General features: G+C 60.7%; 24 protein-coding genes and 1 pseudogene. 11 read left to right on the forward strand and 14 right to left on the reverse strand.

The features are described 5' to 3' along the window. Positions 1-173: 173 nt before the first annotated feature. The gene (locus tag IB248_RS17980) at positions 174-1,283 is read right to left on the reverse strand and encodes a TRAP transporter substrate-binding protein (protein ID WP_113162346.1); all 1,110 of its coding nucleotides are present in this window, start codon (positions 1,281-1,283) and stop codon (positions 174-176) included. Between the two features lie 298 nt (positions 1,284-1,581). Here IB248_RS17980 and IB248_RS17985 point away from each other — a divergent pair, with 298 nt between their 5' ends. Further along, complete coding sequence (locus tag IB248_RS17985) at positions 1,582-2,361, forward strand: gamma-glutamyl-gamma-aminobutyrate hydrolase family protein (protein WP_192241456.1); 780 nt, start codon at positions 1,582-1,584, stop codon at positions 2,359-2,361. Between the two features lie 45 nt (positions 2,362-2,406). Here IB248_RS17985 and IB248_RS17990 read toward each other — a convergent pair. Both IB248_RS17990 and IB248_RS17995 read right to left on the reverse strand, forming a co-directional pair. After that, positions 2,407-2,974: pseudogene (locus tag IB248_RS17990) on the reverse strand (glyoxalase). 169 nt (positions 2,975-3,143) lie between these two features. Further along, positions 3,144-4,046, reverse strand: coding sequence for an adenylate/guanylate cyclase domain-containing protein (locus IB248_RS17995; RefSeq protein ID WP_192241457.1), 903 nt, complete (start codon positions 4,044-4,046; stop codon positions 3,144-3,146). Between the two features lie 292 nt (positions 4,047-4,338). Here IB248_RS17995 and IB248_RS18000 point away from each other — a divergent pair, with 292 nt between their 5' ends. Further along, positions 4,339-4,710, forward strand: a complete 372-nt coding sequence (locus IB248_RS18000; protein ID WP_018856569.1) for a hypothetical protein — start codon at positions 4,339-4,341, stop codon at positions 4,708-4,710. 75 nt (positions 4,711-4,785) lie between these two features. On the opposite strand, the gene IB248_RS18005 is transcribed toward IB248_RS18000, so the two are convergent. From IB248_RS18005 to IB248_RS18015, 3 genes are all read right to left on the reverse strand, one after another. Next, entirely contained in the window at positions 4,786-5,733 is a 948-nt protein-coding gene (locus IB248_RS18005) for a 2-hydroxyacid dehydrogenase (RefSeq protein ID WP_192241458.1), read from the reverse strand. 19 nt (positions 5,734-5,752) lie between these two features. Continuing rightward, positions 5,753-6,775: a LacI family DNA-binding transcriptional regulator gene (locus IB248_RS18010; protein ID WP_018856567.1), complete on the reverse strand. Its 1,023-nt coding sequence runs from the start codon at positions 6,773-6,775 to the stop codon at positions 5,753-5,755. Between the two features lie 121 nt (positions 6,776-6,896). Then, positions 6,897-7,409: a MarR family winged helix-turn-helix transcriptional regulator gene (locus IB248_RS18015; RefSeq protein WP_026371716.1), complete on the reverse strand. Its 513-nt coding sequence runs from the start codon at positions 7,407-7,409 to the stop codon at positions 6,897-6,899. Between the two features lie 174 nt (positions 7,410-7,583). Here IB248_RS18015 and IB248_RS18020 point away from each other — a divergent pair, with 174 nt between their 5' ends. The 3 genes from IB248_RS18020 (at position 7,584) to IB248_RS18030 (ending at position 10,602) form a co-directional block, all read left to right on the forward strand. Beyond that, on the forward strand, positions 7,584-8,375 hold the full coding sequence (locus IB248_RS18020; protein WP_025658912.1) for a creatininase family protein: 792 nt from the start codon (positions 7,584-7,586) through the stop codon (positions 8,373-8,375). A gap of 125 nt (positions 8,376-8,500) precedes the next feature. Next, complete coding sequence (locus IB248_RS18025; protein ID WP_192241459.1) at positions 8,501-9,613, forward strand: GTP-binding protein; 1,113 nt, start codon at positions 8,501-8,503, stop codon at positions 9,611-9,613. Continuing rightward, on the forward strand, positions 9,613-10,602 hold the full coding sequence (locus IB248_RS18030) for a WD40 repeat domain-containing protein (protein ID WP_026371715.1): 990 nt from the start codon (positions 9,613-9,615) through the stop codon (positions 10,600-10,602). The genes IB248_RS18025 and IB248_RS18030 overlap by 1 nt, the downstream gene beginning before the upstream one ends. Positions 10,603-10,622: 20 nt before the next feature. Here the strand turns inward: IB248_RS18030 and IB248_RS18035 are convergent, their stop codons facing one another. The 3 genes from IB248_RS18035 to odc2 all read right to left on the reverse strand — a co-directional run bounded on the left by IB248_RS18035 (position 10,623) and on the right by odc2 (position 14,378). Next, positions 10,623-11,633 (reverse strand): serine hydrolase, encoded by a 1,011-nt coding sequence (locus tag IB248_RS18035; protein ID WP_192241460.1) that lies wholly within the window; start codon positions 11,631-11,633, stop codon positions 10,623-10,625. A 932-nt stretch (positions 11,634-12,565) separates the two neighbouring features. Then, the gene (locus IB248_RS18040) at positions 12,566-13,156 is read right to left on the reverse strand and encodes an N-acetyltransferase (RefSeq protein WP_192241461.1); all 591 of its coding nucleotides are present in this window, start codon (positions 13,154-13,156) and stop codon (positions 12,566-12,568) included. Between the two features lie 88 nt (positions 13,157-13,244). Next, complete coding sequence (gene odc2, locus IB248_RS18045) at positions 13,245-14,378, reverse strand: ornithine/lysine decarboxylase (protein ID WP_025658907.1); 1,134 nt, start codon at positions 14,376-14,378, stop codon at positions 13,245-13,247. Positions 14,379-14,944: 566 nt separating this feature from the next. Here odc2 and IB248_RS18050 point away from each other — a divergent pair. From IB248_RS18050 to IB248_RS18060, 3 genes are all read left to right on the forward strand, one after another. Further along, the gene (locus IB248_RS18050) at positions 14,945-15,838 is read left to right on the forward strand and encodes a LysR family transcriptional regulator (RefSeq protein WP_018856557.1); all 894 of its coding nucleotides are present in this window, start codon (positions 14,945-14,947) and stop codon (positions 15,836-15,838) included. Positions 15,839-15,925: 87 nt separating this feature from the next. Next, complete coding sequence (locus IB248_RS18055; RefSeq protein ID WP_192241462.1) at positions 15,926-16,567, forward strand: DUF1007 family protein; 642 nt, start codon at positions 15,926-15,928, stop codon at positions 16,565-16,567. Between the two features lie 53 nt (positions 16,568-16,620). Next, positions 16,621-17,640 carry a nickel/cobalt transporter gene (locus IB248_RS18060; protein ID WP_245267940.1) on the forward strand — a complete coding sequence of 340 codons (1,020 nt, stop codon included), beginning with the start codon at positions 16,621-16,623 and terminating at the stop codon, positions 17,638-17,640. 11 nt (positions 17,641-17,651) lie between these two features. Here the strand turns inward: IB248_RS18060 and IB248_RS18065 are convergent, their stop codons facing one another. From IB248_RS18065 to IB248_RS18080, 4 genes are all read right to left on the reverse strand, one after another. Next, a complete protein-coding gene (locus tag IB248_RS18065) occupies positions 17,652-17,867 on the reverse strand; it encodes a hypothetical protein (protein ID WP_018856554.1) in 216 nt (71 codons plus the stop codon). Further along, positions 17,864-18,556 carry a GNAT family protein gene (locus IB248_RS18070; RefSeq protein WP_025658903.1) on the reverse strand — a complete coding sequence of 231 codons (693 nt, stop codon included), beginning with the start codon at positions 18,554-18,556 and terminating at the stop codon, positions 17,864-17,866. Before IB248_RS18070 ends, IB248_RS18065 begins: the two co-directional genes overlap by 4 nt. A 70-nt stretch (positions 18,557-18,626) precedes the next feature. Continuing rightward, complete coding sequence (locus IB248_RS18075) at positions 18,627-19,337, reverse strand: tellurite resistance TerB family protein (RefSeq protein WP_192241463.1); 711 nt, start codon at positions 19,335-19,337, stop codon at positions 18,627-18,629. A gap of 107 nt (positions 19,338-19,444) precedes the next feature. Beyond that, positions 19,445-20,083, reverse strand: a complete 639-nt coding sequence (locus IB248_RS18080) for a 2-dehydro-3-deoxy-phosphogluconate aldolase (protein ID WP_018856551.1) — start codon at positions 20,081-20,083, stop codon at positions 19,445-19,447. 155 nt (positions 20,084-20,238) lie between these two features. Here IB248_RS18080 and IB248_RS18085 point away from each other — a divergent pair, with 155 nt between their 5' ends. From IB248_RS18085 to IB248_RS18095, 3 genes are read left to right on the forward strand one after another with little or no spacing between them, the layout of a single operon-like run. Continuing rightward, positions 20,239-20,727, forward strand: a complete 489-nt coding sequence (locus IB248_RS18085) for a CYTH domain-containing protein (protein WP_018856550.1) — start codon at positions 20,239-20,241, stop codon at positions 20,725-20,727. After that, on the forward strand, positions 20,705-21,670 hold the full coding sequence (locus tag IB248_RS18090) for a CHAD domain-containing protein (protein ID WP_192241464.1): 966 nt from the start codon (positions 20,705-20,707) through the stop codon (positions 21,668-21,670). The genes IB248_RS18085 and IB248_RS18090 overlap by 23 nt, the downstream gene beginning before the upstream one ends. Continuing rightward, a complete protein-coding gene (locus tag IB248_RS18095; RefSeq protein ID WP_018856547.1) occupies positions 21,667-22,608 on the forward strand; it encodes a rhodanese-related sulfurtransferase in 942 nt (313 codons plus the stop codon). The genes IB248_RS18090 and IB248_RS18095 overlap by 4 nt, the downstream gene beginning before the upstream one ends. Here the strand turns inward: IB248_RS18095 and IB248_RS18100 are convergent, their stop codons facing one another. Further along, entirely contained in the window at positions 22,609-24,819 is a 2,211-nt protein-coding gene (locus tag IB248_RS18100; protein ID WP_192241465.1) for an EAL domain-containing protein, read from the reverse strand. It abuts the gene before it with no gap. Positions 24,820-24,947: the final 128 nt, after the last annotated feature.

The raw sequence follows: 24,947 nt of genomic DNA on the forward strand, positions 1-24,947 counted from the left end.
CTTCGGCACCAGACTGTCGAGCGTCACCATCTCAAGAGCCGTCTGGGTGGGGGCAGGTTTCTTCAACATGTCCCAATGAATCACAAACCCCCAGACGGTGCCAGGGGTTTGTCAGCAATCTGAGCCCCGGACCAAAATCCGGGGCTTTTTCTTTGTCCGAACTGGACTGTCGGTCAAATCTTGCCGGCGCGCTGCTGGATCATCATGAACGTGTCGAAGGTGTACTCCGACAGCTGCGCCCAGAGATACGCATCGCGCTTGAACGCGGTCTGATCCTCGTAGACCTTCTTGAAATACGGGTTCGAGGCCGAAATCTCGGCGTAGATCCCGAGGGCAGCCTGGAAGCAGGCTTCCATGATTTCCTGGCTGAAAGGACGAAGCGTGGCGCCCTCCGCCACCAACTGCTTGAGTGCCGTGGGGTTCTTCACATCGTACTTTGCCATCATGTTTGTGTTGGCAAAGGCGCAGGCATCGGTCAGTGCCGCCTGATAGTGCTTAGGCAGGCTGTTCCACTTTTCGAGGTTGAAGAAGGCGTGGACCGTCGGGCCGCCTTCCCACCAGCCGGGGTAATAGTAGTACTTCGCGACCTTGTGCAGGCCGAGCTTCAGGTCGTCATAGGGACCGACGAATTCTGAAGCGTCGATCGTGCCCTTTTCAAGGGCCGGATAAATATCGCCGCCGGCGATCTGCTGCGGAATGACGCCAACCTTGCTGATGACCTGGCCGGCAAGACCGGCAATACGCATCTTGACGCCCTTCAAGTCGTCAAGCGTATTGATCTCCTTCCGGAACCAGCCGCCCATCTGGGCGCCCGTGTTGCCGGCCGGCAGGCCATAGATGCCCTGCGTGGCGTAAAACTCATTCATCAGCGTGTTGCCGTTGCCTTCGTAGAACCAGGCATTGGTCAGGCGTCCGTTCAGACCGAATGGAATGGCAGTGCCGATCGCGTAAGTCGGATCCTTGCCAACAAAGTAATAGGAGCACGTGTGCGCGGCCTCGACCGTGCCGGCGCTGACGGCATCGGCGGCCTGAAGGCCCGGAATGATTTCGCCGGCCGCAAAAGGCTGAATGGTGAAGTTGCCGTCGGTTGCCGCGGCAAGGTGCTTGGCAATGTCATCCGCAGCGCCATAGATCGTATCGAGGCTCTTCGGGAACGACGACGTCATGCGCCACGAAATTTTAGGGTTCTCTTGTGCAATGGCGGGTGCTGCCAGTGCACCCGCAGCAGCAACGGCGCCGGCGCCGGCGGTTCCTGCCTTCTTCATGAATGAACGACGATCCATCAAAAACCTCCCGTATAGATGGCACTGCGAGGCGAACCCTCGTCTCTACCCGCAGCAATGGCGGGAAGCTAAGCACGGTGGCGACCGTGTTTCAAGCACTGTGCCATTAGTCTTTGGCATCACAACGGCAATATGGCGGCGAAGTGCATTTCCATGAGAATCAGCAGGTTAGCGGTAATTTGCCGGAGCCGGCGGCCACGACTGCCGTAATTCCGCCCGCGATTGCGCCGAGACGTTGACTTCCGGGCCGTTCTCGGCTCTCTCAATACACCAATTCCATCTTCCGACCGGGGTTAAAATGACGAAGCCGATCGTCGCTGTTCCTGCCGATATCCGCACCTTCGACGGTGCCACATGGCACGCCGTCCAGCATCAGTATGTGCGCGCGGCACTCAATGCCGCCGGTGTCATGGCCTTCATCATTCCGGCCTTCGAGGAAGGATACGGAACCGACGCGATTCTGGACCGCGTCGATGGCGTTCTCGTCTCCGGTTCGGCCAGCAACGTCCACCCGTCTTACTATGGGGCAACGGCGACCGATGCCGACGCCCCCTTCGATATCGCCCGTGACGCCACCGCTCTGCCGTTGATCCGCCGTGCCATCGACCGCGCCATTCCCTTGCTCGCAATCTGCCGCGGCATTCAGGAACTCAACGTCGCAATGGGCGGCACGCTTGCCAGCGAAATCCAGGACCAGCCAGGCATATGGGATCATCGCACCCCGGCCGAGGTAGACCGTGACGGCAAGTACGCGATCCGCCAAAGCGTCTTCGTCAAGGAAGGCTCCTGCATCGCAGGTATCGTCGGCCCCGGCGAGATCAGGGTGAACTCACTGCATCGCCAGGCGATCGCCAAGACCGCGCCGCGCCTGCAGGTCGAGGCCGTCGCCGAGGACGGCACGATCGAGGCCGTGTCCGTGATCGATGCCCCGGCCTTTGCGGTCGGCGTCCAGTGGCACCCGGAGTACTGGGCCGAGACCGACAAGCCGTCCAACCAGATCTTCTCTGCTTTCGGCGATGCGGTCAGGGATTACGCGGCAGGCAAGCTCGCCAAGGCGGCGGAAAAAACCCCCGCCTGATTGGCCTGCCAGTTGCGCGGCCCTTTATGGCTGCACGGTGAAAACCTACGATGACAGCGGCTTGCCCGCCTGTTCGCGAACCATGTATTCCGCATACCAGGTCGGCCAGTCTTCATCGCGCTTGCCGATGCGCTTCTCATGTTCTCCATGAGCGGCTTCCGCACGGCGCAAGGCCGCGGCGAGATCGCTGGCAGACGAATACATCGTTTCATCAGCATCTATGCGCCCAGGCAGTCGGGTCGTGATCTCCTGAAACAGCCAGCCGTTTCCATCCGGATCGCTGAATGAAGCAAACGAGCCGTAGCTCTTGCGCTGGGGATGCGGACCTCTCACGCGTGCATTTTCGCCGGCATGATGGAAGACGCCACCGGCATCGTGGAAGACATCACTCAGCGCGACGCCGCGTTCGGCGAGCTCGGCACGAGCGGCTTCGACATCGGAAACGATCAGATGGAGGCCCTGCGCCGTGCCGGGCACGGCCGCCGTCACGTTCTTGCCGAAGATGACGGAGCAGGGCGAGCCCGGAGGCGTGAACTGAATGACCCTGAAGTCGTCGCCCGTGACGAAATCGGCATCTGACGATGACCTCGAGCTTCATGGCGGCCGTCCGCATTGCCGGGGTCCTGGCCGCAGTCTCGCTGTGCCAGAGGTATTGCCCATGTTCAGCTCTCTGGTTTGGATACTTCGAGATTGGCAATAAAACTTGGCGAGTGGATCACAGCGACCGCAGGCAGTCGAATCAATTTGTCCCATCCGAGCACGGCGGATAGGAGCTCCTGCGTTTACCTTCGCATCGCCCACCGCAGGCCGACGGCGACCGCCAGGCCCAGCAGCGGCCACATCGCCCAGAACACCCCGTGCCATGTCAGCAAGTTGATGATAACGATACCAATGCCGATAACGGCCAAGCCGGCAAGACGCTGGTCGAAGCGGCTCTGATTCCGGTTCCAGGCCATCGCAGCGACGAAGGCAAGGCCGAGGAGCGGCCAGACGGCCCAGAACTCGCCCTGCCACGTCAAAAGATTGATCACGACCAACGTGATCGCGACAACCGCGAACACCCCGCCAATCTTCCGCACCCTCGGTGCAAGGGGGCGCCCCGGCGCAGGCGCCGCAGCCGCCGGCAACGGGCGAGCGGGTGGTGCGGGCGTCGTGGACACGTCGTCTCCGATCCGCACAGCATAGCTCGGCACGGCCTCGCTAACGTTCTTCACCGTCAGTGGCCCGAGAAAATCGAAGCCGACGGCGACCTTGTTGCGGACCTGGTCGTAGACTGTGTTGGAGATCACGATGCCGCCCGCTGCTGCGGAAGCCTGAAGCCTAGCGGCGATATTGACGCCGTCGCCGTAGAGGTCGTCACCCTCGGCGATGACATCGCCGAGATTGATGCCGATCCGATAGAGCATGCGTCCTTCCGCCGGCCGGGCGGCGTTTATTCCGACGAGTTCGTTCTGGACATCGATGGCAGCGCGCACCGCTTCGACGACGCTCGGAAATTCCGCGATTAGGCCGTCGCCCCAGGTATTGATCACCCGACCGCCATGCGCGCCGATCAGCCGCGACATCGCATCGCGCGACCACTTCAGCATGGCAAGGGTACCCTCCTCGTCGGCGCCCATCAGCCGCGTATAGTCCTGGACATCGGCCGAGAAGATGGTCGTCAGCTTGCGTCGCATTTCATTCATCGGATTGCGATCCACCCTGGGTTTGGCAAGACAGTTTGCAGCAGCAGCCATCTGATAGGGAGATTTCCCCATTCGAAAGTTCTGCAATAGCTGACCACATTTTTCAACGCATACGCGAACAATGCCCTGGGCGCTTCCAGCAGAAAGATGCGCGTTGCGTGCGATCGAGTAAAACAAATCCGAATGCGCACCGCTGTCAGCGAGACCATGGAACCGCCAAGTCGCAGGAACGTTTCTTGCTCACATCGGGCGCTACCAGCATCCCGCTGGCACTCCTGAACAGGAGGTAACCATGAAAACGCTGATCGTCTCTGCCGGCCTGTTGGCTGCAACCGCCTTTGCGGCGTTTGCGGCGGAACCGGCCAAAATGGTCGATACGAAGATGGGCAAGATCCTGGCAAACGCCAAAGGCATGACGCTCTACACGTTCGACAAGGACGCCATGGGCAAATCGAACTGCGACGAGGCTTGCCTGAAGAAGTGGCCAGCCTTCCACGCCGCCGCCAAGGCCAAGGCCGAAGGCGAATGGACACTCGTCAAGGCGGCCGACGGCAAGGAAATGTGGGCATACGAAGGTAAGCCACTTTACACGTTCGCCGGAGACAAGAAGCCCGGCGATATGACAGGCGATGGCGTCGGCGGCGTCTGGCACGTCGCCAAGTAGCCAGGCACAGTAGACTGGGGTGAGGCCGACGGTCTGTCCGCGTGCGCGCCTCATCCCGGCCCGAGATTGAGATAATCAGCCCTTCGCTGGTGTTTCCGGAACTGGCGTCAGCGGCCGGCCCTTCCCGAACCACTCAACGAGATTGTCAACCACCAGATCCGCCATCGCATTGCGCGTCGGCACCGAGCCTGAGGCGAGGTGCGGCAGGAGCACGGCGTTCGGAAGATCGAGCAGCGAAGCCGGCACGTTCGGTTCGTTGTAGAAAACGTCGAGGCCGGCCGCGCCGATCGTTCCCGCCTTCAGTGCCGCTGCAAGCGCTTCTTCGTCAACAGTCCACCCGCGCCCGACATTGATGAACACGCCGTCGGGGCCGAGCGCCGAAAGAATGTCGGCATTGATCGTCTTGTGCGTCTGCTGCGTCTTCGGGACGATGGAGATCAGCGTGTCGACGGCTTCCGCAAGGTCCTTCAGCGACGGGTGGTAGCCATAGGGCGCGGTGGCATGGCGCGTGCGAGTATGATAGCTGATCTTCACCTTGAACGGTTCAAGGCGCTTGGCGATCTCCTGGCCGATGCGGCCAAGGCCATAGATCCCGACATGCCGCCCCTTCAGGGAGAAGCGCGACAGCGGATAGTTCTGCCCGGGCTTCCAGTTGCCGGCCCGCAGCCAGTTCTCGGCACGAGGAAGCTCTCGCACGGCATTGAGGAGCAGTCCGATTGCCGTATCGGCGACCTCGTCGTTCAGCACATCGGGCGTGTTCGTGACGATGATACCCTTGGTTGCCGCATGCTTGGCATCGACGCCGTCATAGCCGACACCGAAGCTGGAGATCAGTTCGACCTTCGGAAGACTGTCGATTGCTGCCGAATCAAATGTGCCGGAAACGGCGACACCGCGAATCTTTCCAGCGGCCTCCGCGTCAAGCGTCGAGGGATTGGCTTCGACAACGTCGAAGCTCTCCTTCAGGCGCGTCAGGACGCGTTCGTGTATCTTCCCGGGAACGAGAACGGCGATGCGGGACATGGCACTTCCTCTTGGCTTGCTACGGGCGCGGTCGGTAGGGGCTGGTCGACTGGCGGATGCGCATCTCGGGCTTGATCAGATGGATGCCGTCGGGCTCGTGGCTGCCCGCCAGGCGATCGAGAAGCGCGCGGGCAGCAAGGCGTCCGACTTCCGCCTGGCCATTCCAGACGGTGGTCAGCGCCGGCATCGATATTGACGCTTCCTCGAGGTCGTCATAGCCGGTGACGGAAATGTCCTTGCCGGGAACGAGACCGGCGCGGGAAATGCCGTTCATCAGGCCGATCGCGACGAGATCGTTCCAGCAGACCGCCGCCGTCGGCTTTTGCGGCAGCGACAGGAAATGCACCGCCGCTTCGAAACCACCCTGCATCGAGCGCGGACCGGGAATGCGTAGACCCGGATCAACGTCGATGCCGGCCTTGCGCAGCGCATTGACGTAGCCCTGATAGCGATCGCGTCCCGTCGACGTCTGGTCGGTACCGCCGATCATGGCGATCGAGCGATGGCCAAGGCCGATCAAATGGTTGGTGGCGAGCGAAATGCCGTAGCTGTCGTCGCCGCGATAGGTCGGAAGGTCCAATCCGTCCAGCGAGCGGGCCACCAGGATCGCCGGCATGCCGTTGTCTTCCGCAAGCTGCATATCCTCCGGCGGCGTACCGATCGCCGGGGACATTATGACACCGTCCCCACCGAGCTGCAGCAGCGTTTCGATGAAGGTGCGCTGCTTTTCGACGGAGTCGTAGTGGTTCGACAGAATGAAGGTGTGCCGACTGCGATCGAGCTCGCTTTCGATCGCCTTCAGGATTTCGCCATAGAACGGGTTCATGATGTCGTGGACGACGACACCGATGATGCCAGAGCGGGACGTACGCAGGCTGGCGGCGCGGCGGTTATAGATATAGCCGAGTGCGCGGGCCTGTTCCTTGATTTTGTCCCGGGTGGCACCAGCCACGAGCGGGCTGTCACGTAAGGCAAGAGATACGGTTGCTGTGGAAATGCCGAGCGTTTCGGCGATCGTCGAAAGCTTTATCTTTTGAGCCACGTGTCCTCCCCAGGCAACGCGCGGTTGTCCTTGCGCCCAACCATTTCAAGAGTCGAGCACTATTAAAATGTTTAATTAAAAGATTAAACGCAACGAAGCAATTCGTAATTTCACAAATCTGTCAGATTTCCTCAGGCTCATCGAGAGGGATGGCGGCGGACTGCAAGTTGCCGTCGATTGCCTTCAACAGACGGACAAGATTGCGAATTTCCTTCTCGGAGAACTCCTGGGTGGCCATGCTGTCGCACGCCGAGGACGCCATTTCGATTGCCTTGACGCTGCCGCGACCGAGTTCAGTCAGATAGACCTTGGTCAGGCGGGCATCGTCGGCATCCGGCTTGCGTTCGAGGAAGCCTTGGGCTTCCATGCGCCCGATCGTGCGCGTCATGGTTGGCGCCTTAACGCCGAGCTTCTGTGCCAACCCGCCTGCCGTCATCCCGTCGGTTTCCGCGAGCAGCAAAATCACGCCGTCCTGGCCGGCATAGAGACCGCTTTCAAGCAGGTTGCGAGACAGCACGGTGCGCATCGAGCGGGCCGCCTGTGTCAAAGCCGGCGAAAGATCTACAACCGTATATTCGGTCTGGTCCTTCTTCTTGGATTTCTGCTTCTTACCGTCCTTGTGCTTCTTCCCCATCGCGATTCCTTTGACTTTGCCGTGTTGCGCATCCCTCGCCTTGCAAGGGAGCCGGAACATTCATAATCATCTCCCCTAAATCGATTTTGGTTTAAGGGCTTATGCGATAAGCATTGAGAACGCTGCGCTATCACATTGCGCATCATCTCGTCATAAACAAGAGGGCTTAGCCGGATGAATGTGCCTTCTCGCGACTTCGAACACAACGATCCGAATCTCTCCCCCTCGGACCGCAGTCGGTGGATCGCAATCCTGCCGCTTGGCGCCCACGAGCAACACGGACCTCACCTGCCCTTCGACACCGACGCATTGATTGCAGCCGGCATCGTTGCCCGGCTCAAGGCTGCAATTCCCGCCGCCTCGCCGGTCACGTTTCTGCCGACAGAAACAGTCGGCTATTCGATCGAGCACATGGACGTGAAGGGTACGCAAACGCTGACATATGGAGAGGCCATCCAACGCTGGCTCGGCATTGCCCGGAGGCTCTCGGACATGGGCATTCGCAAGTTGGTGATGTTGAATGCCCATGGCGGCAACTCACCGCTGATGACGATCGTTGCGACGGAGGCCCGCGTCCGGTTCAACATGCTCGCCGTCGCCACGAGTTGGACGCGCTTCGGCGTTCCCGCCGATGTCATCTCGCCCGAGGCAAAGGCGATCGACATCCACGGCGGCGACATCGAGACGTCGGTGATGCTGGCGCTTCACCCGGATAAGGTCGACATGACCAAGGCTGCAGACTTCCCGTCCCGACAGTCGGATTTCGCTGCCCGCTTCAAGCATCTGCGTGCCTATGGCCCGCACGCCTTCGGATGGAAAATGTCTGACCTTAGCCCATCGGGCGTGGCGGGCAACGCGTCGCTGGCGACGGCGGAGAAGGGCGAGGCGCTGATTGCGCAGTCCGTGAGGGGGCTGGCCGAACTGCTGCAGGACGTCGATGCATTCGACGCGGCGGAGCTCGATTGAAACCATCGCCGGTGCGATGTGATCTTATAACATACAAAACCCTTTGAACTGCCGCCCGCAACTCCTTATATGAGACCGACGAATTTTCAGCCCCGCCCCCGGGCGTGCCATCTCTCGAGGTTCTTATGACCGACGCGATCCCCACCCAGCAGAAGCCTATCCCCGTTACCGTTCTCACCGGCTACCTCGGCGCCGGCAAGACGACCTTGCTCAACCGCATCCTGTCGGAGAACCACGGCAAGAAATATGCGGTCATCGTCAACGAGTTCGGCGAGATCGGCATCGACAATGACCTCATTGTCGAATCCGACGAAGAGATCTACGAGATGAACAATGGCTGCGTCTGTTGCACCGTGCGCGGCGACCTGATCCGCGTTGTCGAAGGCCTGATGCGCCGCCCCGGCCGTTTCGACGGCATCATCGTTGAAACGACGGGCCTTGCAGATCCTGTGCCGGTCGCCCAGACCTTCTTCATGGATGACGACGTGCGCGCCAAGACGGAACTCGACGCCGTTGTCGCTCTCGTCGACGCCAAGCATCTGCCGCTGCGCCTGAAGGACAGCCGCGAGGCCGAAGACCAGATCGCCTTTGCCGACGTCGTCCTGATTAACAAGACCGACCTCGTCACGCCGGAAGAGCTGGCGCAGATCGAGGATATCGTTCACGCCATCAATCCCTCGGCCCGCGTCTACAAGACCAGCCGCTCGGGCGTCGATCTGGCCCGCGTTCTCGATCAGGGGGCTTTCAACCTGGAGCGCGCGCTGGAGAACGATCCGCACTTTCTTGATCATGACCATGACGATCACGTCTGCGGTCCGGATTGCGACCACGACCACCATCATCATCATGCGCATGATCACGACCACGATCATGACCATCACCACCATGATCATGATCATGACCACCATCATCATGGCGCCATGTCGCCGATCCATGACGTGACGGTGCAGTCGGTCTCGCTGCGTGGCGGCGAAATGAACCCGGAACGCTTCTTCCCCTGGATCCAGAAGATCACGCAGACTCAGGGGCCGAATATCCTGCGCCTCAAGGGCATCATCGCCTTTAAGGACGATCCCGAACGCTACGTCGTTCAGGGTGTCCACATGATCATCGAAGGTGACCACCAGCGCCCTTGGAAGGACGGCGAGAAGCATGAGACCCGTCTCGTCTTCATCGGCCGCGAACTTGATCACGAAAAGCTCCAAGCTTCCTTCAAGGCGTGCGAGGCGGCGGCCTGATGCCCACAGTTGCCCCGTTTGATCTCGACGGCCATATCCTGGCCGTCGAATTTTTAGGTGACACCCCCTTCTTCGCCAATGCCGCCGGCACCATCCACCGCCTCGACGGCGGCGAGAAGGTGACCGAGGCCCATCAGGGCATGCTGAGCTGCATCCGCGACCCGTATAGCGAAAGCCTGATTTCCGGCGGTGAGGACGGCAAGGTGCTGCGCATCGGAGCCGATGCCGGGGTGACCGAGCTTGCAAACGCGCCGCGCAAATGGATTTCCCAGCTTGCCGCCGGCCCGCAGGGCGCCGTCGCCTACTCCTACGGCAAGAGCGCTCTCGTGCGCCTCGCCGACGGCACGACCAAGGAATTTACCGAAGAGCGGACCGTCGAAGGCCTCGCCTTCGCGCCCAAGGGCATGCGCATTGCCGCCGCGCGCTACAACGGCGTGTCGCTGCATTGGGTCGGCACCGCTGCCAAGCCGGTCGACCTCGAATGGAAGGGCGCCCATACCGGCGTCACCTTCTCGCCTGACGGCAACTTCCTCGTCACGACGATGCAGGAGAACGCACTGCACGGATGGAAGCTCGACAGCAAGGCCGGCGCTGAAGCCCGGCACATGCGCATGACCGGCTACCCCGCCAAGGTGAAGTCTCTCTCGTGGTCCGCGAAGGGCAAGTGGCTTGCCTCGTCAGGTGCGCCGGCTGCGATCGTCTGGCCATTCCAGGGCAAAGACGGCCCGATGGGCAAAGCGCCGCTCGAGCTCGGCACCCGCGCCAACATCATGGCGACCTCAGTGAAGTTCCACCCTGTCGAAGACATCCTGGCGATCGGCTTCATCGACGGCATGATCCTCGCCGTCCGCATTGCCGACAGCAAGGAAGCGCTGCTGCGCCGACCCGGCAAAGGCGCGATCACGTCGATGAGCTGGAGCAAGAACGGCAAGCTGCTGGCCTTCGCTTCCGAAGCCGGCGATTGCGGTGTCGTCGATATCGCAGCCTAAGCTTTTGCGCGGCTGTGTTATCAGGACAGCCGCGCCGCCTCGATAATCTCCGCAAGAACACCATGCAGCGCATCGCGGTAGCCGGTGCGCGCCGATGGGCCGCTCTCGTCCGATGTCATGACAACAGTCAAGCCGAGCGAGGGGACGATGTAGAGCATCTGGCCGCCATATCCCCAGGCGAAATGGACCTCCTCGCCGCCAATCTGTCGCGAGAACCAGCCGTAGCCATAATCGTCGCCGGAGAAGCGCGAATTGGTGCGGTGCTGCCACGATTGCGCGATCCAGTCCGCAGGCACGACCTGCGTACCATCCGCAGCCTTGCCGCCGTTGCGATAGAGTTCGCCGAAAGCCAGCAGCGAGCGGGCCGTCATCGCCATCTGGTTCCCGCCGAGATAGATGCCCTGCGGATCGCGCTCCCAGGCGCTGATCCTAAAGCCGCTAACGGGTGCCAGCCATTCGCGGGCGAGCGCCAGCGTCGACCTCCCGCTGACCTTCGTCAGGATCGCCGAGAGAAGGTGCGTGGAGGCGGTCGAATAGAGCATTTGACCGCCAGGCGCGTCGTCGAAAGGTTGGGCAAGGGCAAAACGCACCCAGTTGAGCGAGGCAACCCAGCGCCCGTAATTGGGACCAGACAGGCGACCAAGCCCCGCCTGCATCGAAAGTAGGTTGCCGATGGTGATCTCGTTAAGCCGCGGATCGGGATCGGCAGGCAGATCAGCTTTCAGGATCGGAGCGATCCGTTGGTCCGGGCTTTCCAGCAGTTTCTTTTCGATGGCGATGCCGACGAGGCATGAAATGATCGATTTGGAAGCGGACTTGATGTTGACTGACTCAGTCGCGGCGTGGTCGCCGTAGCCCTGTTCCGCCACCGTCCGCCCATCCCTGGCGACGATCACGGTTCTCAGCGGCTTCAACTCCACGCGTGAGGACAAGCTCTCGAGCAAAACTGCCGTCCGGCCGTTCTCCGGCTGTGCAACGGCAGCGAGCGGCGACAGCAGGAAAGCGACGAGCAAAGCGAGGCGCGTGATCATTTCGCTGAGCTAGCGTAGGCAGAACGCAAAATCATCGTCCGCCCGATGCGGCTCACGCGGACGTGAAACTTTATGATCGGCGGGGACGCGTCTGATGAACACGACCACAGGCGTAGGCCGCCATCCCGCAGGCAGCCCAAGGCGCCGCGCGAAGCCATGCTTCGTGACGGTTTTCCCGATGGGAGTGGGCAGGCGATTTGGGGTAGCGGAATGGGATGTCAGGCTGCATCGCCTGCCCGATTGCGGCGAGCTTTCCGGCTTCTCAAATTCGACAGGAGCGTCTCCCGATCCCGATTCCCCGATGGATCTTCAACCCTGACGGTATCCGACCCAGCCTCGGCAACCATCATCGAGCGCCGAAATATGAACGCAAGGCGGACCGGTTCATGAACCCGGCTCCCTGCCAGATGACGAGGAGATTATAGGGCGACCACGCGCCAGCGAGGAAAACCAATGCCCAAACTTTCATCTATATGCTTGAAATAATTGCAAATTCGTGAGAACAAATCAGGAATTTCGCCCACTTTGGGGCGAAACTCAGGTGTTGCTAAAATATCATTAATTTTTGCTCTCACAGTTTTTTGTTCATCTGGCGTTCAGAAAACTCTTTGGAAAGCCACTTTTTGAGCCCACATTGGACTCCTGAGAATAGGAGTGCATGAATGATTCTAAGGGCCACTGCCGCAGCGACTATATTCGCGGTTTATGCTTTCACGATGTTCTTCATCGCCGCTATACCTGAAAATGTCGTTCAGACTGCCGGAACTCAATTGGTCGACACAAGCGTCGTCAAATAATTGAAGCCTGAGGGGGCACGCAGTCATAAAAGTTTAGGCTAAGCGTTCGTCCGGTTTTCCGGCGCCGCCTAAACTTGATTTCCGAAAAACGAGAAAACAAAAGGCCCCTCCCCATCAGGGGAGAGGCCTTGCCGATCACGCCGCCCTGCGGACCGGGGCGCTTGCCAGCATCCGCCCCGAGGGGACGATCATGCCGGCCGCACCGTCAAGCCAGCCCTCGATGAGCTCCAGCGCCAGGAAGCGCGAGCGTTCGAAGGGACCCGGCATGACGAGATGTTGAGCCTTCCCGGAAAAAAAACCGAAACGTTCGTAGTAAGGGGCATCGCCGACGAGCAGGATCGCGCCATGCTCACGGTTCTTCGCTTCCAGCATGGCGGCGCGCATCAGCGCCGAACCGACGCCCTTGCCCTCGAAGCTCGCATCAACCGCAAGCGGCCCGAGCAGCAGCGCGTTGATCGGCGTGCCTTCGGCGTTGACGCCGGCCTCGACGTTCCACAGGCGCACGGTGCCGATGACATGGCCGTCGCGATCGCGTGCAACCAGCGCCAGGCCTTCAGCCGGCACACGGCCGCGGCGGATCTTTTCCGACGACTTCTTGCGGCGGTTCGCGCCCATGGCACGATCCAGCAGGTTTTCGCGAGCCACGACGTCGCCAGCGTTCTCGGCGTCGATGGTAAAGACAGAAGGCGCAAAAAATGCGCGGACAGAATCAAGAACAGCGGCCATCGTGGCCTCCCGTACCCAAAACCGATATGAGCGGCGATTGATATGAATTGTGAGAATGCCGCCCCGGCTGGCTACGGGGCTGGCAATATTAGATGACGTAGGCCTTCAACGGCTCGAAGCCGTTGAACGCGACCGCCGAGTAGGTGGTTGTGTAGGCCCCGGTGCCTTCGATCAGGATCTCGTCGCCAATCGAAAGGGAGATCGGCAGCGGATAAAGATTCTTCTCGTAGAGCACGTCTGCCGAATCGCAGGTCGGGCCGGCAATCACGCAAGGCTCCATCTCGTCGCCGTCGCGCTCGGTCCGGATCGGGTAACGAATGGCTTCGTCCATCGTCTCGGCGAGACCGCCGAACTTGCCGATGTCGAGGAACACCCAGCGGGCTGCGTCGTTGTCCGACTTCTTCGAGATCAGCACGACCTCAGTCTTGATGACACCGGCGTTGCCGACCATGCCACGGCCCGGCTCGATGATCGTCTTCGGCAGGTTGTTGCCGAAGTGGTCACGTAGGCTCTGGTAGATCGCACGACCGTAAGCTTCCGCCGACGGAACATCACGCAGATACTTGGTCGGGAAGCCGCCGCCCATGTTGACCATCTGCAGGTGGATGCCCTGCTTGGCCAGCTGAACGAAGACGCGCTTGGCGTCGGCGAGAGCCGAATCCCAGGCATCGACCTTGGTCATCTGCGAACCGACGTGGAACGACACACCGTAGGACTCGAGGCCGAGCTGATGCGCGTAGACGAGAACGTCCACAGCCATCTGCGGGACGCAGCCGAACTTGCGCGACAGCGGCCATTCAGCACCTTCACCATCCGTCAGGACGCGGCAGAACACGCGGGCGCCGGGAGCGGCACGCGAGATCTTCTCGACTTCCTCGTGGCTGTCGACCGCAAAGAGGCTGACGCCGAGCGCATGCGCGCGGGCAACGTCGCGTTCCTTCTTGATCGTGTTGCCGAAGGAAATACGGGCAGCGGTTGCACCGGCATTGAGCGCCATTTCGATTTCAGCGACTGACGCGCAATCGAAGCTCGAGCCCATGTCGGCGAGCAGCTTCAGGACTTCCGGAGCCGGGTTTGCCTTGACGGCGTAGTAGATCGCGCTGTCCGGCATGGCGTGACGGAAAGCAGAGAAATTATCGCGCACGACGTCGAGGTCGACCACGAGGCAGGGACCGTCGGGACGTCGGGTTGCGAGAAAGTCGCGGATGCGCTGGGTGGTCATATCGATTCCCTCTTCCAATTCCAGAGCTCCGGAAAACCGGAGGACAAAGGGCAATCAATCGCTCGCATAGGAACCAGCCGGTGGAGACCCCGGAACCTTAGCAAGCGCTTGATAGCGCAAATGATGGATCAACGCCGCGAAAGCGACATGGATCCGGCTTTGTCTGCCATGGATTGGAGGGAGTTCCCTACCGCACTTCCGGCAATGAAGGTGTGCCTCTTCAGTAACCCCCGCTGATGGAAAGCAGGGAGAGAACAAAAAGGCCCGCACCGTCGTTGCTTCAGGCGTCCTCGCATTTTCCGGTTGGCCAGAATAGCGACTGGAGGGGTTAATTCCAGGTACCTTACCGATTTCCTCACCAATTCGAGGGTTCGGCGGACACCCATGGGCACGTGCGACTTTGGGCTGACCACGAGATAGGAATATTCGCCGTCATAATCAAGCGGTTTTTTCGCATCTCCCGGCAGAAAATATTTGAACAATACACCGCAATTTGTTCAACGTGGTAAAACGGCCCGCAACCGACTGATTTGAATGGTGGTTCGGCGCTTTTTCAGGAGATCGTCATGGACACCCTCACCCGCATCCGCGCCTTCATCGATGTCGTTGAAGCAGAAGGCTTTTCGGCTGCGGCGAGGCGCACCGGCCGCTCCAAGGCGCTTTTGTCGAAATATGTGCGTGAATTGGAGGACGAGCTCGGCGCCCTGCTGCTGAACCGGACGACCCGCCAATTCTCCATGACCGAGGCCGGTCATACCTACTACCGCACGGCATCCGACATCCTGAAGGAGATCGACAACCTCGCCGATCTCGTGCGCGAGAATAACGCCCAACTGAAGGGCCGACTGAAGGTCTCGGTGCCACGCACCTTCGTCGATGCCGAGGTCGGCCAGTCGCTGATCGACTTCGCCAAGGAAAACCCGGATCTCGCGCTGGAGATCGCCGCGGACGACCGATTCGTCGATCTCATCGAGGAAGGCTTCGATGTCGCCATTCGCGTGACCAAGCTCGAGGACTCCGGCATGATCGCCCGCAAGATCTCGGATTTCCGCGTCCATCTTTGCGCGACACCCGACTTCGTGGAGCGCCATCCGGATCTTGCCCACCCATCGGATCTGTCGAACGTCCCCTTCATCGTCGACACCAACTCGCGCAGCCAGGGCAGCATTCGCTTCTACAATCCGGACAGCACATCTTTTGCCGTTGCGGTGACAGGCCCCATGGAGGTCAACAGCCCACATGCGACGCTGCGCGCCGCACTGTCAGGCATCGGCGTCGCGCTGATTCCCGATTTCATCGCCCGCAAGCCGATCGAGAGCGGCGAGCTGGTGACGCTGTTCAACGATTACATTCCGACCGATCGCGGTATCTATGCCGTCTACCCCCATCGCCGCTACTTGCCGGCCAAGGTCCGCATCTTCGTCGACTACCTTCACAATTGGTTCAAGAAGCATTCCTGACCGCTTCCCGTCTGGGGCCGGTCCCAATTCCGTCCCATTTACTGGCGAGGAATCAGGTGAGTTTGGGATCCCGCAGTAAGAGCACGCATGAAGAAATCGACATTCCTGATGGCGTCGCTCCTGTCGCTTTTGCCAGCCGCAGCCTTTGCACACCCGCATGTGTTTGTCGAAGCGCGGCTGGAGGTCGTCGCCGATGACGACGGCAACGTTGCTGAACTGCGCAACGTCTGGCGCTTCGACGAGGTCTTCTCGTCGTCCGTCGTGATGGATTTCGACAAGAACACCGATCTGAAGCTGGACCCGAACGAGCTGGCCGAGGTCGGCAAGACCGTGCGGGATTCGCTGGTCGACTACGACTACTACATGAACCTTACGTTGAACGGTAAGAATATAAAGGTCGAGAAGCCCGACCTGATCCATGTGGACTACAAGCAGGGTCAGTTGCTGATGTTCTTCGCCGTCAAGCCGGCGGAAAAGATGCCGCTCAAGGGAGGCCTTACCTTCGGTGTCTACGACCCGACGCTCTACACCTCGATCGACTTCCCGACCGACAACGAACTGGTTCTGGTCGGCGACGGGTTCAAAAGTTGCAAGCACCAGGTCGTCCGCCCCGATGCCGACCAGGTGATCGCCGAGAACAAGCAGTCCTTGACCGACGCTTTCTTCAACGACCCGACGGGGACGAACATGTCGAAGCTCTTCGCGACGCGACTGGATCTCACATGCTGAGACACCGGCTTCGGCCGATTGCGCTCGGCGCCGCATTCGTGCTGGTCGCGGGCATGGCCGTTGCGCATGCGCAGTCGCCGCTCGGCATCGGCACATCGGAACCGAGCTTCCAGCCGACGGGCGGCCCGCTTGCTCCCCTCCTCCTCTATGTCAATGCACAGCAGCAGGCCTTCTATCGTGCCCTGACGGGTGCGCTGCGAGCCATGCGTGCGGATTCCTGGCATCTCTGGGCGCTGATCGGCCTCTCCTTCGCCTATGGCGTCTTTCACGCCGCCGGCCCCGGGCACGGTAAGGCTGTTATCTCCTCCTACATGATCGCCAATGAGATCGAGCTGAAACGCGGCGTATCCATCTCCTTCGTCTCCGCCTTCCTCCAGGGATTTGTCGCAATCGCACTTGTCGGCGGCGCATGGCTGGTGCTGCGCGGCACCGGCATAAGCCTGACGGCCGCGACGCAGGCGATGGAGATCGCCAGCTTCATCCTGGTCATCCTCTTCGGTTGCTGGCTGTTGTTCCGCAAGCTGCGGGGGATCATTGCAGGCATGCCACGCCGTGAGGTCATGGCAACGTCGTCTGGCCCCGTCAGCATGATGCTGGACTGGCAGGACAATGCAGCGCAGAAGCAAGGTTCGAGCTACGCCTTCGGTGAAGCGCAGGCGCTCAGAGCCGGGCACAAGTTCATTGCCGGCATGGCCTGCGAGACCTGCGGCCAATCGCACATGCCCGATCCGTCCCTGCTTAAGGCCGAGAAGTTCAATGTCCGCGAAGCCTGGTCGGCCATCATCGCCGTTGGCTTACGCCCCTGCTCGGGCGCGCTGCTGGTCATGACATTCTCGCTGCTGAACGGCCTCTATCTCGGCGGCGTGCTATCGGTGATCGCGATGTCGCTTGGCACCGCGATAACGGTCGCGATGCTGGCAACACTCGCGGTCACTGCCAAAGGCACTGCGATGCGCCTCGCCGGGCGCGGCTCAGCCGCGTCGGTGTGGATCGGGAATACGATCGAAATCCTAGGCGCCCTGCTGGTGATTGCCATGGGCGCACTGCTACTCGGCGCCTCGCTACAGGGCTAGAGCCTACGGCGCTATTTACCGCGCTGGCGCTGATATCTCGCCCTCAGCCAGAAGACGACGAAAAAAGCCAGAACCAGGCACGCGCCGACACCAGCCGCCAGATACGGCGAGTAGCTGCCAAGTGCGAGAATGATGGCCGGCATGAAATAGAGCACGAGGCCGGCGGCCATAAGGATGATGGCCGCCGCAATTGCCTGCGAACGGCCTTCCGATCTCGGATCCGTCACTCTGCCGATTCCTTGGTCAGCTCGGCGCGGATTTCCTCCAGCCGCCGCTTCTGCTTGCCGTCTGCATCAAAATTGCTGGGAGACAGCCAGGCCTCGAACGCTGCGTTCAGGACAGGCCATTCGGAATCGAGCATCGAAAACCAGGCCGTATCGCGATTGCGGCCCTTGGAAATCATGTGCTGGCGGAACACGCCTTCGTAGGTGAAACCGTAGCGGGCCGCCGTCGTCTTGCTCGCCTCGTTCAGATTGTCGCATTTCCACTCGTAGCGCCGGTAACCGAGATCCTCGAAGACATGCTTGGCCATCAGATAGTGAACTTCGGTGGAGAGCGGCGAGCGCTTCATGTCGGCACCGTGCGCGACGCCGCCGACCTCGACCACGCCATTGGCCGGATCGGCCCGCATGTAGTTCGCCATGCCGACGATCTTGCCGGAGCTGTTGTCGCGGAAGACATGCGTCAGCCAACCCGATTTGGCGACAGACTGAAGCCAGGCGGCGAAGTCCTCGGTACCTGTAAAATCGGGCTGCGAGAAGTAGCGCAGCAAGGGATTGATGGCCATGCCGCCAAGTCCGTCCCACAACGCCTGCAGATGCTGCTCGCGGACATAAGGTTCGACGGTGACAAAACGCCCCCTGAGGGTCACCGGCTGGGGTGCCGGACAGCCCTTGAAATTCGATAGATCGCGCATACGCTCCTCCGGGTAAGGAGACATGGCTTAGGCCAGCCGCCTGGGAAAGGCAACTGGCCGAATGATGCTTTTAGAGGCTGACCTTGGCGGAGGACACCGTCGCCTCGATGTGGTCGACCAAAGCATCGGGAAGGCCAAGGCGACCAGCCAGCAGGTCGAGATAGCCGCGCTCGGCGCGCGAATCCGGCTCAATGGTCAGGCGTGACGCGGTGTAGAGCTCCACCCGCTGCTCCTCAGTCTCGGCGGCGGCAACCAGTGCGTCGAGATCCGTCGGCAGCGACAACTCCCGTTCGATGAAGAAGGCGGCTTCGGCGGCGACATCCGCGGCCCTGATCTTCTCGAGGATGAGGGCGCGTTCGTCATCGTTGACATGGCCATCGGCCTTGGCCGCGGCGATCATGGCGCGGATGAGAACGAGGACGAATTCGTTGCTTTGGGCGGGGGAACCGGTGCTGAAGCCGGAGTCAGCGGGGGGCGGCAGCACGGCCGTCCTTGGTGGGGGCGCATCGGACGGAGTAGCCGGCGCCTGCCCTGCCTGATAATTCTTATAGGCCTGATAGCCGAGACCGGCGATCGCAGCGAGACCGCCGATAGTAAGCGCATTGCCGGAAATGCTGCGTCCAGCCTTGGTCCCGAGCAGAACGGTTGCCAGCGCACCGGCTTTCCACGGATTGTCCTTGGCCATCTGGATCGCGTCGCCCGCCCGGTCCTTGACGGTACCGCCGACACCCGGCACCTGCGAACCCAGAAACTGCTCAAGAAGCTTCTTCGCGTCGATCATTCCTCATCATCTCCCTGTCTAGAGGCCAAATGGGAGATAGGTGCTGACGCCCAAAATACAAATGCAGGCGGAAATTCCGCCTGCATCAAATGCCGTTTATCCTGGAATCAAGCCTTCAGTGCAGCGGCTTCCGACGCGAGCTTGGTGATGCCGGCCCAATCGCCCGCAGCAACCAATTCCTTCGGAGCCACCCAGGAGCCGCCGACGCAGATAACGTTCGGCAGCGACAGGTAATCCATCGCATTCTTCAGCGAGATGCCGCCGGTCGGGCAGAAGACTGTACCTGCGAGCGGCGAAGACAGCGCCTTGAGATAGGCAGCGCCGCCAGCCTGTTCTGCCGGGAAGAACTTCAGCACCTTGTAGCCTTCCTCGCGCAGCGCCATGACCTCGCTTGCGGTCGCAGCACCCGGCAGCAGCGGAACGGAGGAATTGCGGGCCGCATCCAGCAGCTCCTGCGTCGCGCCCGGGCTAACGACGAATTTCGAGCCGGCAGCGACCGCGGCATCCCAATGGGCGGCGTTGAGAATGGTGCCGGCACCCACCTCAGCGCCTTCGACCTCGTCGGCAACGGCGCGAACGGCATCGAGGGCGGCTGGCGTGCGCATGGTGATTTCGATCGCCTTCAGGCCGCCTGCGACAAGAGCACGCGCCAGCGAAACCGCGGACTTGACGTCATCGACGATCAGAACCGGTACAACAGGCTGAAGTTTCAGGATGGAAAGGAGCTTTTCTGTCTTTTCGCCCATGGCCGCGTGATCCTTTTGAAACGATTGAATTCGGGTCTCGAAATACCTCCAAGGGTGCGCTTTGTCGAGACAAAACCTATCCTCGTAACAGAATGGGTACCCATAGCGGGAAAATTAGGCTAGCGTAATAAAATCGTCACAAAAGGTCATCGGAAATGGCGAAAGAAATCGAGCGGAAGTTTCTAGTACGCAGCGATGCATGGCGTTCCGAAGCCGAGACGAAATCGAAGCTACGGCAGGGCTACATTGCCTCCATGGACGACCGATCGGTCCGCATTCGTGTGCTGGATGACAAGAAAGCACGGCTGACGGTCAAGATAGGCCGCAGCACGATGACGCGCGACGAATTCGAGTACGATATCCCTGTTGGCGACGCTGAAGAGCTCTTGAAGGAGGCAGTCGGCATTGTCATCGAGAAGACGCGCCACCGCGTCCCCCATGATGGTTTTGTCTGGGAGGTCGATGTCTTCGCCGGCGAGCACCACGGACTGGTAATCGCAGAAGTCGAAATGGATTCGGAAGACGACAATCCAACGCTGCCCGCCTGGATCGGCCGTGAAGTTACAGGTGATTTCCGCTACTCAAATCAGGCCCTTGCCACCGAATTCGAGCACGATAGGCATGCCTTTTCGCATACGGCCTGACCACCATCTCACAGACGAATTTCGTAGAGCGGCCGCTGGCCACCTGCGAGAGGCGATAGACATTATTGAAGAGAGGCCGAATGGCACGCACGAGGCCATCCATGACTTCCGCAAGAACCTGAAACGCGTTCGCTCGCTCTATCGCCTCGTCGCCAGGGACATCCCGGCCTTTCGCGAGCGGGAGAACGCCAGGCTCCGCGACGTCGCCAAATCCGTCTCCACAATCCGTGATGCCGCGGCGCTGATCGACACTGCCGTCTACCTGAAGGAGAACGCGCGCGATGCCGAGGAGGGTGAGACACTCGGCCGCATCGTCTCTGCACTCGAGATGCGCCGCGATCGTATGCTTGGGGCCGCCGAGAGCGGCCTGGAGCAGCGGCTATCGGAAATACCCGGCATGCTTGGGGAGGCCATCGCCGCGCTCGACACAATCGAGTTCAACGGCCGTCAGAGCAGGAATGCGCGACTGATCGCCAAAGGCTGGCGAAAAACCGTCCGCGGAGCGCAGAAAGCAATTGCCTCCTGTCACGACGAAGCCTCGGCGGAAACCTTCCATACATTGCGCAAACGGACGCAGGACTACCGCGCCTATCACACTCTTCTCCGCCCCCTGTGGCCGACGGCAATGAAGGCGAAGTACGAAGCGGCCAGCCAACTCGTTGATCTGCTCGGTCACGTCCACGATCTCGATGTGCTCTGCGAACTCGTCGAGGCAGAGCCGCACCTTTTTCCGGGTGCCGACGATCTCGCCCGTCTGCTCGACGCCATCATCTTCCGCCAGCAGGAAGATCGGAATGCAGCGCTGGACCGTGCCGAGGATGTGTTCCCGAAAGATTATGACAAGGAAGCGGACCGGATCGCGCTGCTCTGGAGGGCCGTTGCTAACCGCGACGATCCCGCCGATTGCGTTCGCGGGCCGAAACCTGTATTTCCAGCCGTATGACAGACACGCTGACCCAACCGACGGCAGCGGCGAGCCCTTTTCTCGTCGCGGCGCTTTACCATTTTGTTTCCGTGCCGCGCTTCGAAAGCCTGCGCGAGCCGCTGCAGGCACTTTGCGAAGACAATGGCGTGAAGGGTACGCTGCTTCTGGCGCACGAGGGGATCAACGGCACGATCGCCGGACCGGACGCGGGCATCAAGACAGTGCTCGCCTACCTGTGCGCGCAGCCGGAATTTGCCGCGCTCGAGCACAAGGAAAGCCACGCATCGAAGATGCCATTCCTGCGCATGAAGGTGAAGCTCAAGAAAGAGATCGTCACCATGGGCGTCGAGAACATCGATCCGAACAAGGTGGTCGGCACCTATGTCGCGCCGCAGGACTGGAATGCGCTGATCTCCGATCCCGACACGATCGTCATCGACACGCGCAACGACTATGAGACGGCAATCGGCATCTTCCGCGGTGCTGTTGACCCGAATACGAAGACCTTCCGCGAGTTTCCGGACTGGGTGCGCAACAATACCGGCCTGCACAACAAGCCGAAGATCGCCATGTATTGCACCGGCGGCATCCGCTGCGAGAAGGCAACCGCCTTCATGAAGGAGCAGGGCTTCGAGGAGGTCTATCACCTCAAGGGCGGCATCCTGAAGTATCTCGAGGAAGTCCCGCAGGAAGAAAGCCTCTGGGATGGCGCCTGCTTCGTCTTCGACGAGCGCGTCTCGGTCGAGCATGGCCTAAAGGAAGGCGAACACAAGCTTTGCCACGCCTGCCGCAATCCGATAACAGCTGAGGAGATCACCTCACCTCACTACGAGGAAGGCGTTTCCTGCAGCAACTGCTACAGCACGCGCAGCGAAGACGACCGCCTGCGCTACCGCCAGCGGCAGCATCAGATCGCGCTCGCCAAGAAGCGTGGCCAAAAGCACATCGGAACCTGATTAGGCGGCGTTGGTGCGGCGGGTGGTGACCTTTGCCGCGCGCGACCGCATCAGCCGTTCGGTGATCTGATCGGCCGGCATCGGCCGGCCAAAGAAGTAGCCCTGTAACGTATCACAGCCGAAGAGCCGCACCGCTATGCCCTGCTCTTCGGTCTCGATACCCTCGGCCGTGACCGGAATGTCGAGCGAGCGGGCAAGTGCCACCGTCGCCTGCAGCATTTCGCGTTGGCTGTCGCTTTCCAGGATGTCCATGACCAGCGAGCGGTCGATCTTGATGCGGTCGAAGCCGAACTGGCGCAGGTAGCCGATGGAAGAAAAGCCCGAGCCGAAGTCGTCGAGCGCAACCTTGACGCCGAGTGTCTTCAGTCGCTCGATCGCCTGCCGGGTACGCTGAGGGTTCTGGATCATGTAACCTTCGGTGACTTCAAGGGTCACCCGCTTGGCCTCGATCTCCGTCTGCTTCAGCACGTATCGGACATAGTCGACAAAGGCCGGGTTACGGAACTGCCCCGGAGAAACATTGACCGAGATGCGCAGTTCCGGCCATTGCTTGGCTGTCTCGCAAGCCTTGCGCAAAACAAAGAGCCCCAGCGCTTCGATAAGCCCGCTAGTTTCCGCAATGGGGATAAACACTTCAGGCGAGACCGGCCCGTGACCCGGGCGGTTCCATCGCACCAACGCCTCGACGCCCGTCATTTCATGGGTCGCAGCATCGATCAGCGGCTGATAGGCAATCTGCAAATCACCGCCTTCGATCGCCATGCGCAAATCGAGTTCCAGCGCATTGCGCTCGGCCCGGTCGGCGTCCATGGCTGGATCGTAAAGCGTCATGCGTGCACGGCCGGCTTCCTTGGCCTTGTACATGGCAAGGTCAGCCCGGCGCACCAGTTCCTCGCGGTCGATCGCACCACCCTCCGACATGGCGATGCCGATGCTTGCACCGATGACGACGACGCGCCGGCCGATCTCCAGCGGTTCTGCGAGGAAGTCCAGGATCTGCTCGGAAAGCTGCAGGGCAACGGCGTGCTCACTTTCGGAGACAAAAGCGATGGCGAACTCGTCGCCGCCGATGCGGGCGAGCACGGCGCCCACAGGAATGAGCACGTTGAGGCCAGCTGCGACCGCGCGGATCAGCTGATCGCCGGTGCCATGACCATAAGCGTCGTTGACTTCCTTGAAGCCGTCGAGATCGAGATAGAGGATGAGCACATTGCGATGCGTTTGCGCTGCCTCGGCAACGAAGGCGTCGATCGCGGTTCCAAGCCCATCTCGGTTCAACAGGCCGCTCAACCGGTCACGATTGGCTTCCTCTCGGGCAATGATTTCCTCGGCCTTGAGGCGGCGTAGCGCCAGCCAACCGATGATGAGCAGAACAATGAAGAACAAGCCGACAAGTCCGAGTGCCTTGACGACCATCGGACGAACTTCGCCATAGCCGATATCGCCGGGCCCCCGCGACAGCCAGATGAGCTTGCCGAGCATGGCCGCTTTGGCGTCGGCGATCGCCACCGAATACGGGGCTTCGAAATCAGGGGCGACCAGCTTCAAACCGTCGACCACATAGGTCGCGCCAAGTTCGGCCACCCTCTCGGAACCTAGGTGGCGGGCAAAGATGAGATAGCGATGTTTTCCCGCCGGCATATCGAGCGCGCCGGATTTCTCGCGCACCAGCGCGACGCCGACCGCCGCAATACCGGATTTGGTATCGACGAAACCTGTCGCCTCCGGTTTGTCCTGCAGGCCCGCCGCTTTCACCTTGTCGAAGAGTGACCAGAGCGCGGGCGAGAAGAAATCGTCCAGCGCGCCTTCCATCGGCTTGCCTTCCTGATAGGCCATGATCGACTTCTTCTCGTCATCGATCACGATTGCCATATCGAAGAGGGAGCTGTTGACCGACATTTCGCCGTAGTTGCTGATCGTCCAGGCCATGCCATCGGCGGCATAGACGTTCACCGCGGCATCGTCCCAGGCTGCATAATCGTTGAGCGTCGCGCCCAACTGCATCTCGAAGGTCTTCAGGGCGCCGGAGACAGTTTCACGGGAGCGCTCGTCATCCAGCACGTTGGATCGATCCGCAACGCGCTCGAGCGCGCTCAACACGAGCGTCGTGACAATTGCGACAACAATGGCAAAGGAGAAAAGCACGCCGGCGACCGTCGCATGACGACCGATGCCCGATACTTTCTTGTTGCCCCCGAAAATTGCCCGCATTCATTGCTCCCCGATCACGGAAGTCTGCCAGCCAGGGCTCAAAAAACGGTTAAGGGATCGATGTAACGATTAATCATCGGCGATTTTTTCGCCGTAACCGCTAGCCCCCAAAACGTCAGGAAAATACA

It is taken from the genome of Rhizobium sp. RHZ01 (assembly GCF_014851595.1).
GTDB lineage: Bacteria > Pseudomonadota > Alphaproteobacteria > Rhizobiales > Rhizobiaceae > Rhizobium > Rhizobium altiplani.

What these genes read in the sequence shown, in the direction of transcription:
- IB248_RS18035 (WP_192241460.1), bottom strand. Translation starts at nt 11,633, where the DNA reads ATGATCACGCGCCTCGCTTTGCTCGTCGCTTTCCTGCTGTCGCCGCTC.
- IB248_RS18075 (WP_192241463.1), bottom strand. Translation starts at nt 19,337, where the DNA reads ATGATCGACGCGAAGAAGCTTCTTGAGCAGTTTCTGGGTTCGCAGGTG.
- IB248_RS17995 (WP_192241457.1), bottom strand. Translation starts at nt 4,046, where the DNA reads ATGAATGAAATGCGACGCAAGCTGACGACCATCTTCTCGGCCGATGTC.
- IB248_RS18005 (WP_192241458.1), bottom strand. Translation starts at nt 5,733, where the DNA reads ATGTCCCGCATCGCCGTTCTCGTTCCCGGGAAGATACACGAACGCGTC.
- IB248_RS18030 (WP_026371715.1), top strand. Translation starts at nt 9,613, where the DNA reads ATGCCCACAGTTGCCCCGTTTGATCTCGACGGCCATATCCTGGCCGTC.
- IB248_RS18090 (WP_192241464.1), top strand. Translation starts at nt 20,705, where the DNA reads ATGCCTTTTCGCATACGGCCTGACCACCATCTCACAGACGAATTTCGT.
- IB248_RS18095 (WP_018856547.1), top strand. Translation starts at nt 21,667, where the DNA reads ATGACAGACACGCTGACCCAACCGACGGCAGCGGCGAGCCCTTTTCTC.
- odc2 (WP_025658907.1), bottom strand. Translation starts at nt 14,378, where the DNA reads ATGACCACCCAGCGCATCCGCGACTTTCTCGCAACCCGACGTCCCGAC.
- IB248_RS18040 (WP_192241461.1), bottom strand. Translation starts at nt 13,156, where the DNA reads ATGGCCGCTGTTCTTGATTCTGTCCGCGCATTTTTTGCGCCTTCTGTC.
- IB248_RS18100 (WP_192241465.1), bottom strand. Translation starts at nt 24,819, where the DNA reads ATGCGGGCAATTTTCGGGGGCAACAAGAAAGTATCGGGCATCGGTCGT.
- IB248_RS18060 (WP_245267940.1), top strand. Translation starts at nt 16,621, where the DNA reads ATGGCCGTTGCGCATGCGCAGTCGCCGCTCGGCATCGGCACATCGGAA.
- IB248_RS18080 (WP_018856551.1), bottom strand. Translation starts at nt 20,083, where the DNA reads ATGGGCGAAAAGACAGAAAAGCTCCTTTCCATCCTGAAACTTCAGCCT.
- IB248_RS18070 (WP_025658903.1), bottom strand. Translation starts at nt 18,556, where the DNA reads ATGCGCGATCTATCGAATTTCAAGGGCTGTCCGGCACCCCAGCCGGTG.
- IB248_RS17980 (WP_113162346.1), bottom strand. Translation starts at nt 1,283, where the DNA reads ATGGATCGTCGTTCATTCATGAAGAAGGCAGGAACCGCCGGCGCCGGC.
- IB248_RS18000 (WP_018856569.1), top strand. Translation starts at nt 4,339, where the DNA reads ATGAAAACGCTGATCGTCTCTGCCGGCCTGTTGGCTGCAACCGCCTTT.
- IB248_RS18085 (WP_018856550.1), top strand. Translation starts at nt 20,239, where the DNA reads ATGGCGAAAGAAATCGAGCGGAAGTTTCTAGTACGCAGCGATGCATGG.
- IB248_RS18020 (WP_025658912.1), top strand. Translation starts at nt 7,584, where the DNA reads ATGAATGTGCCTTCTCGCGACTTCGAACACAACGATCCGAATCTCTCC.
- IB248_RS18015 (WP_026371716.1), bottom strand. Translation starts at nt 7,409, where the DNA reads ATGGGGAAGAAGCACAAGGACGGTAAGAAGCAGAAATCCAAGAAGAAG.
- IB248_RS17985 (WP_192241456.1), top strand. Translation starts at nt 1,582, where the DNA reads ATGACGAAGCCGATCGTCGCTGTTCCTGCCGATATCCGCACCTTCGAC.
- IB248_RS18050 (WP_018856557.1), top strand. Translation starts at nt 14,945, where the DNA reads ATGGACACCCTCACCCGCATCCGCGCCTTCATCGATGTCGTTGAAGCA.
- IB248_RS18025 (WP_192241459.1), top strand. Translation starts at nt 8,501, where the DNA reads ATGACCGACGCGATCCCCACCCAGCAGAAGCCTATCCCCGTTACCGTT.
- IB248_RS18055 (WP_192241462.1), top strand. Translation starts at nt 15,926, where the DNA reads ATGAAGAAATCGACATTCCTGATGGCGTCGCTCCTGTCGCTTTTGCCA.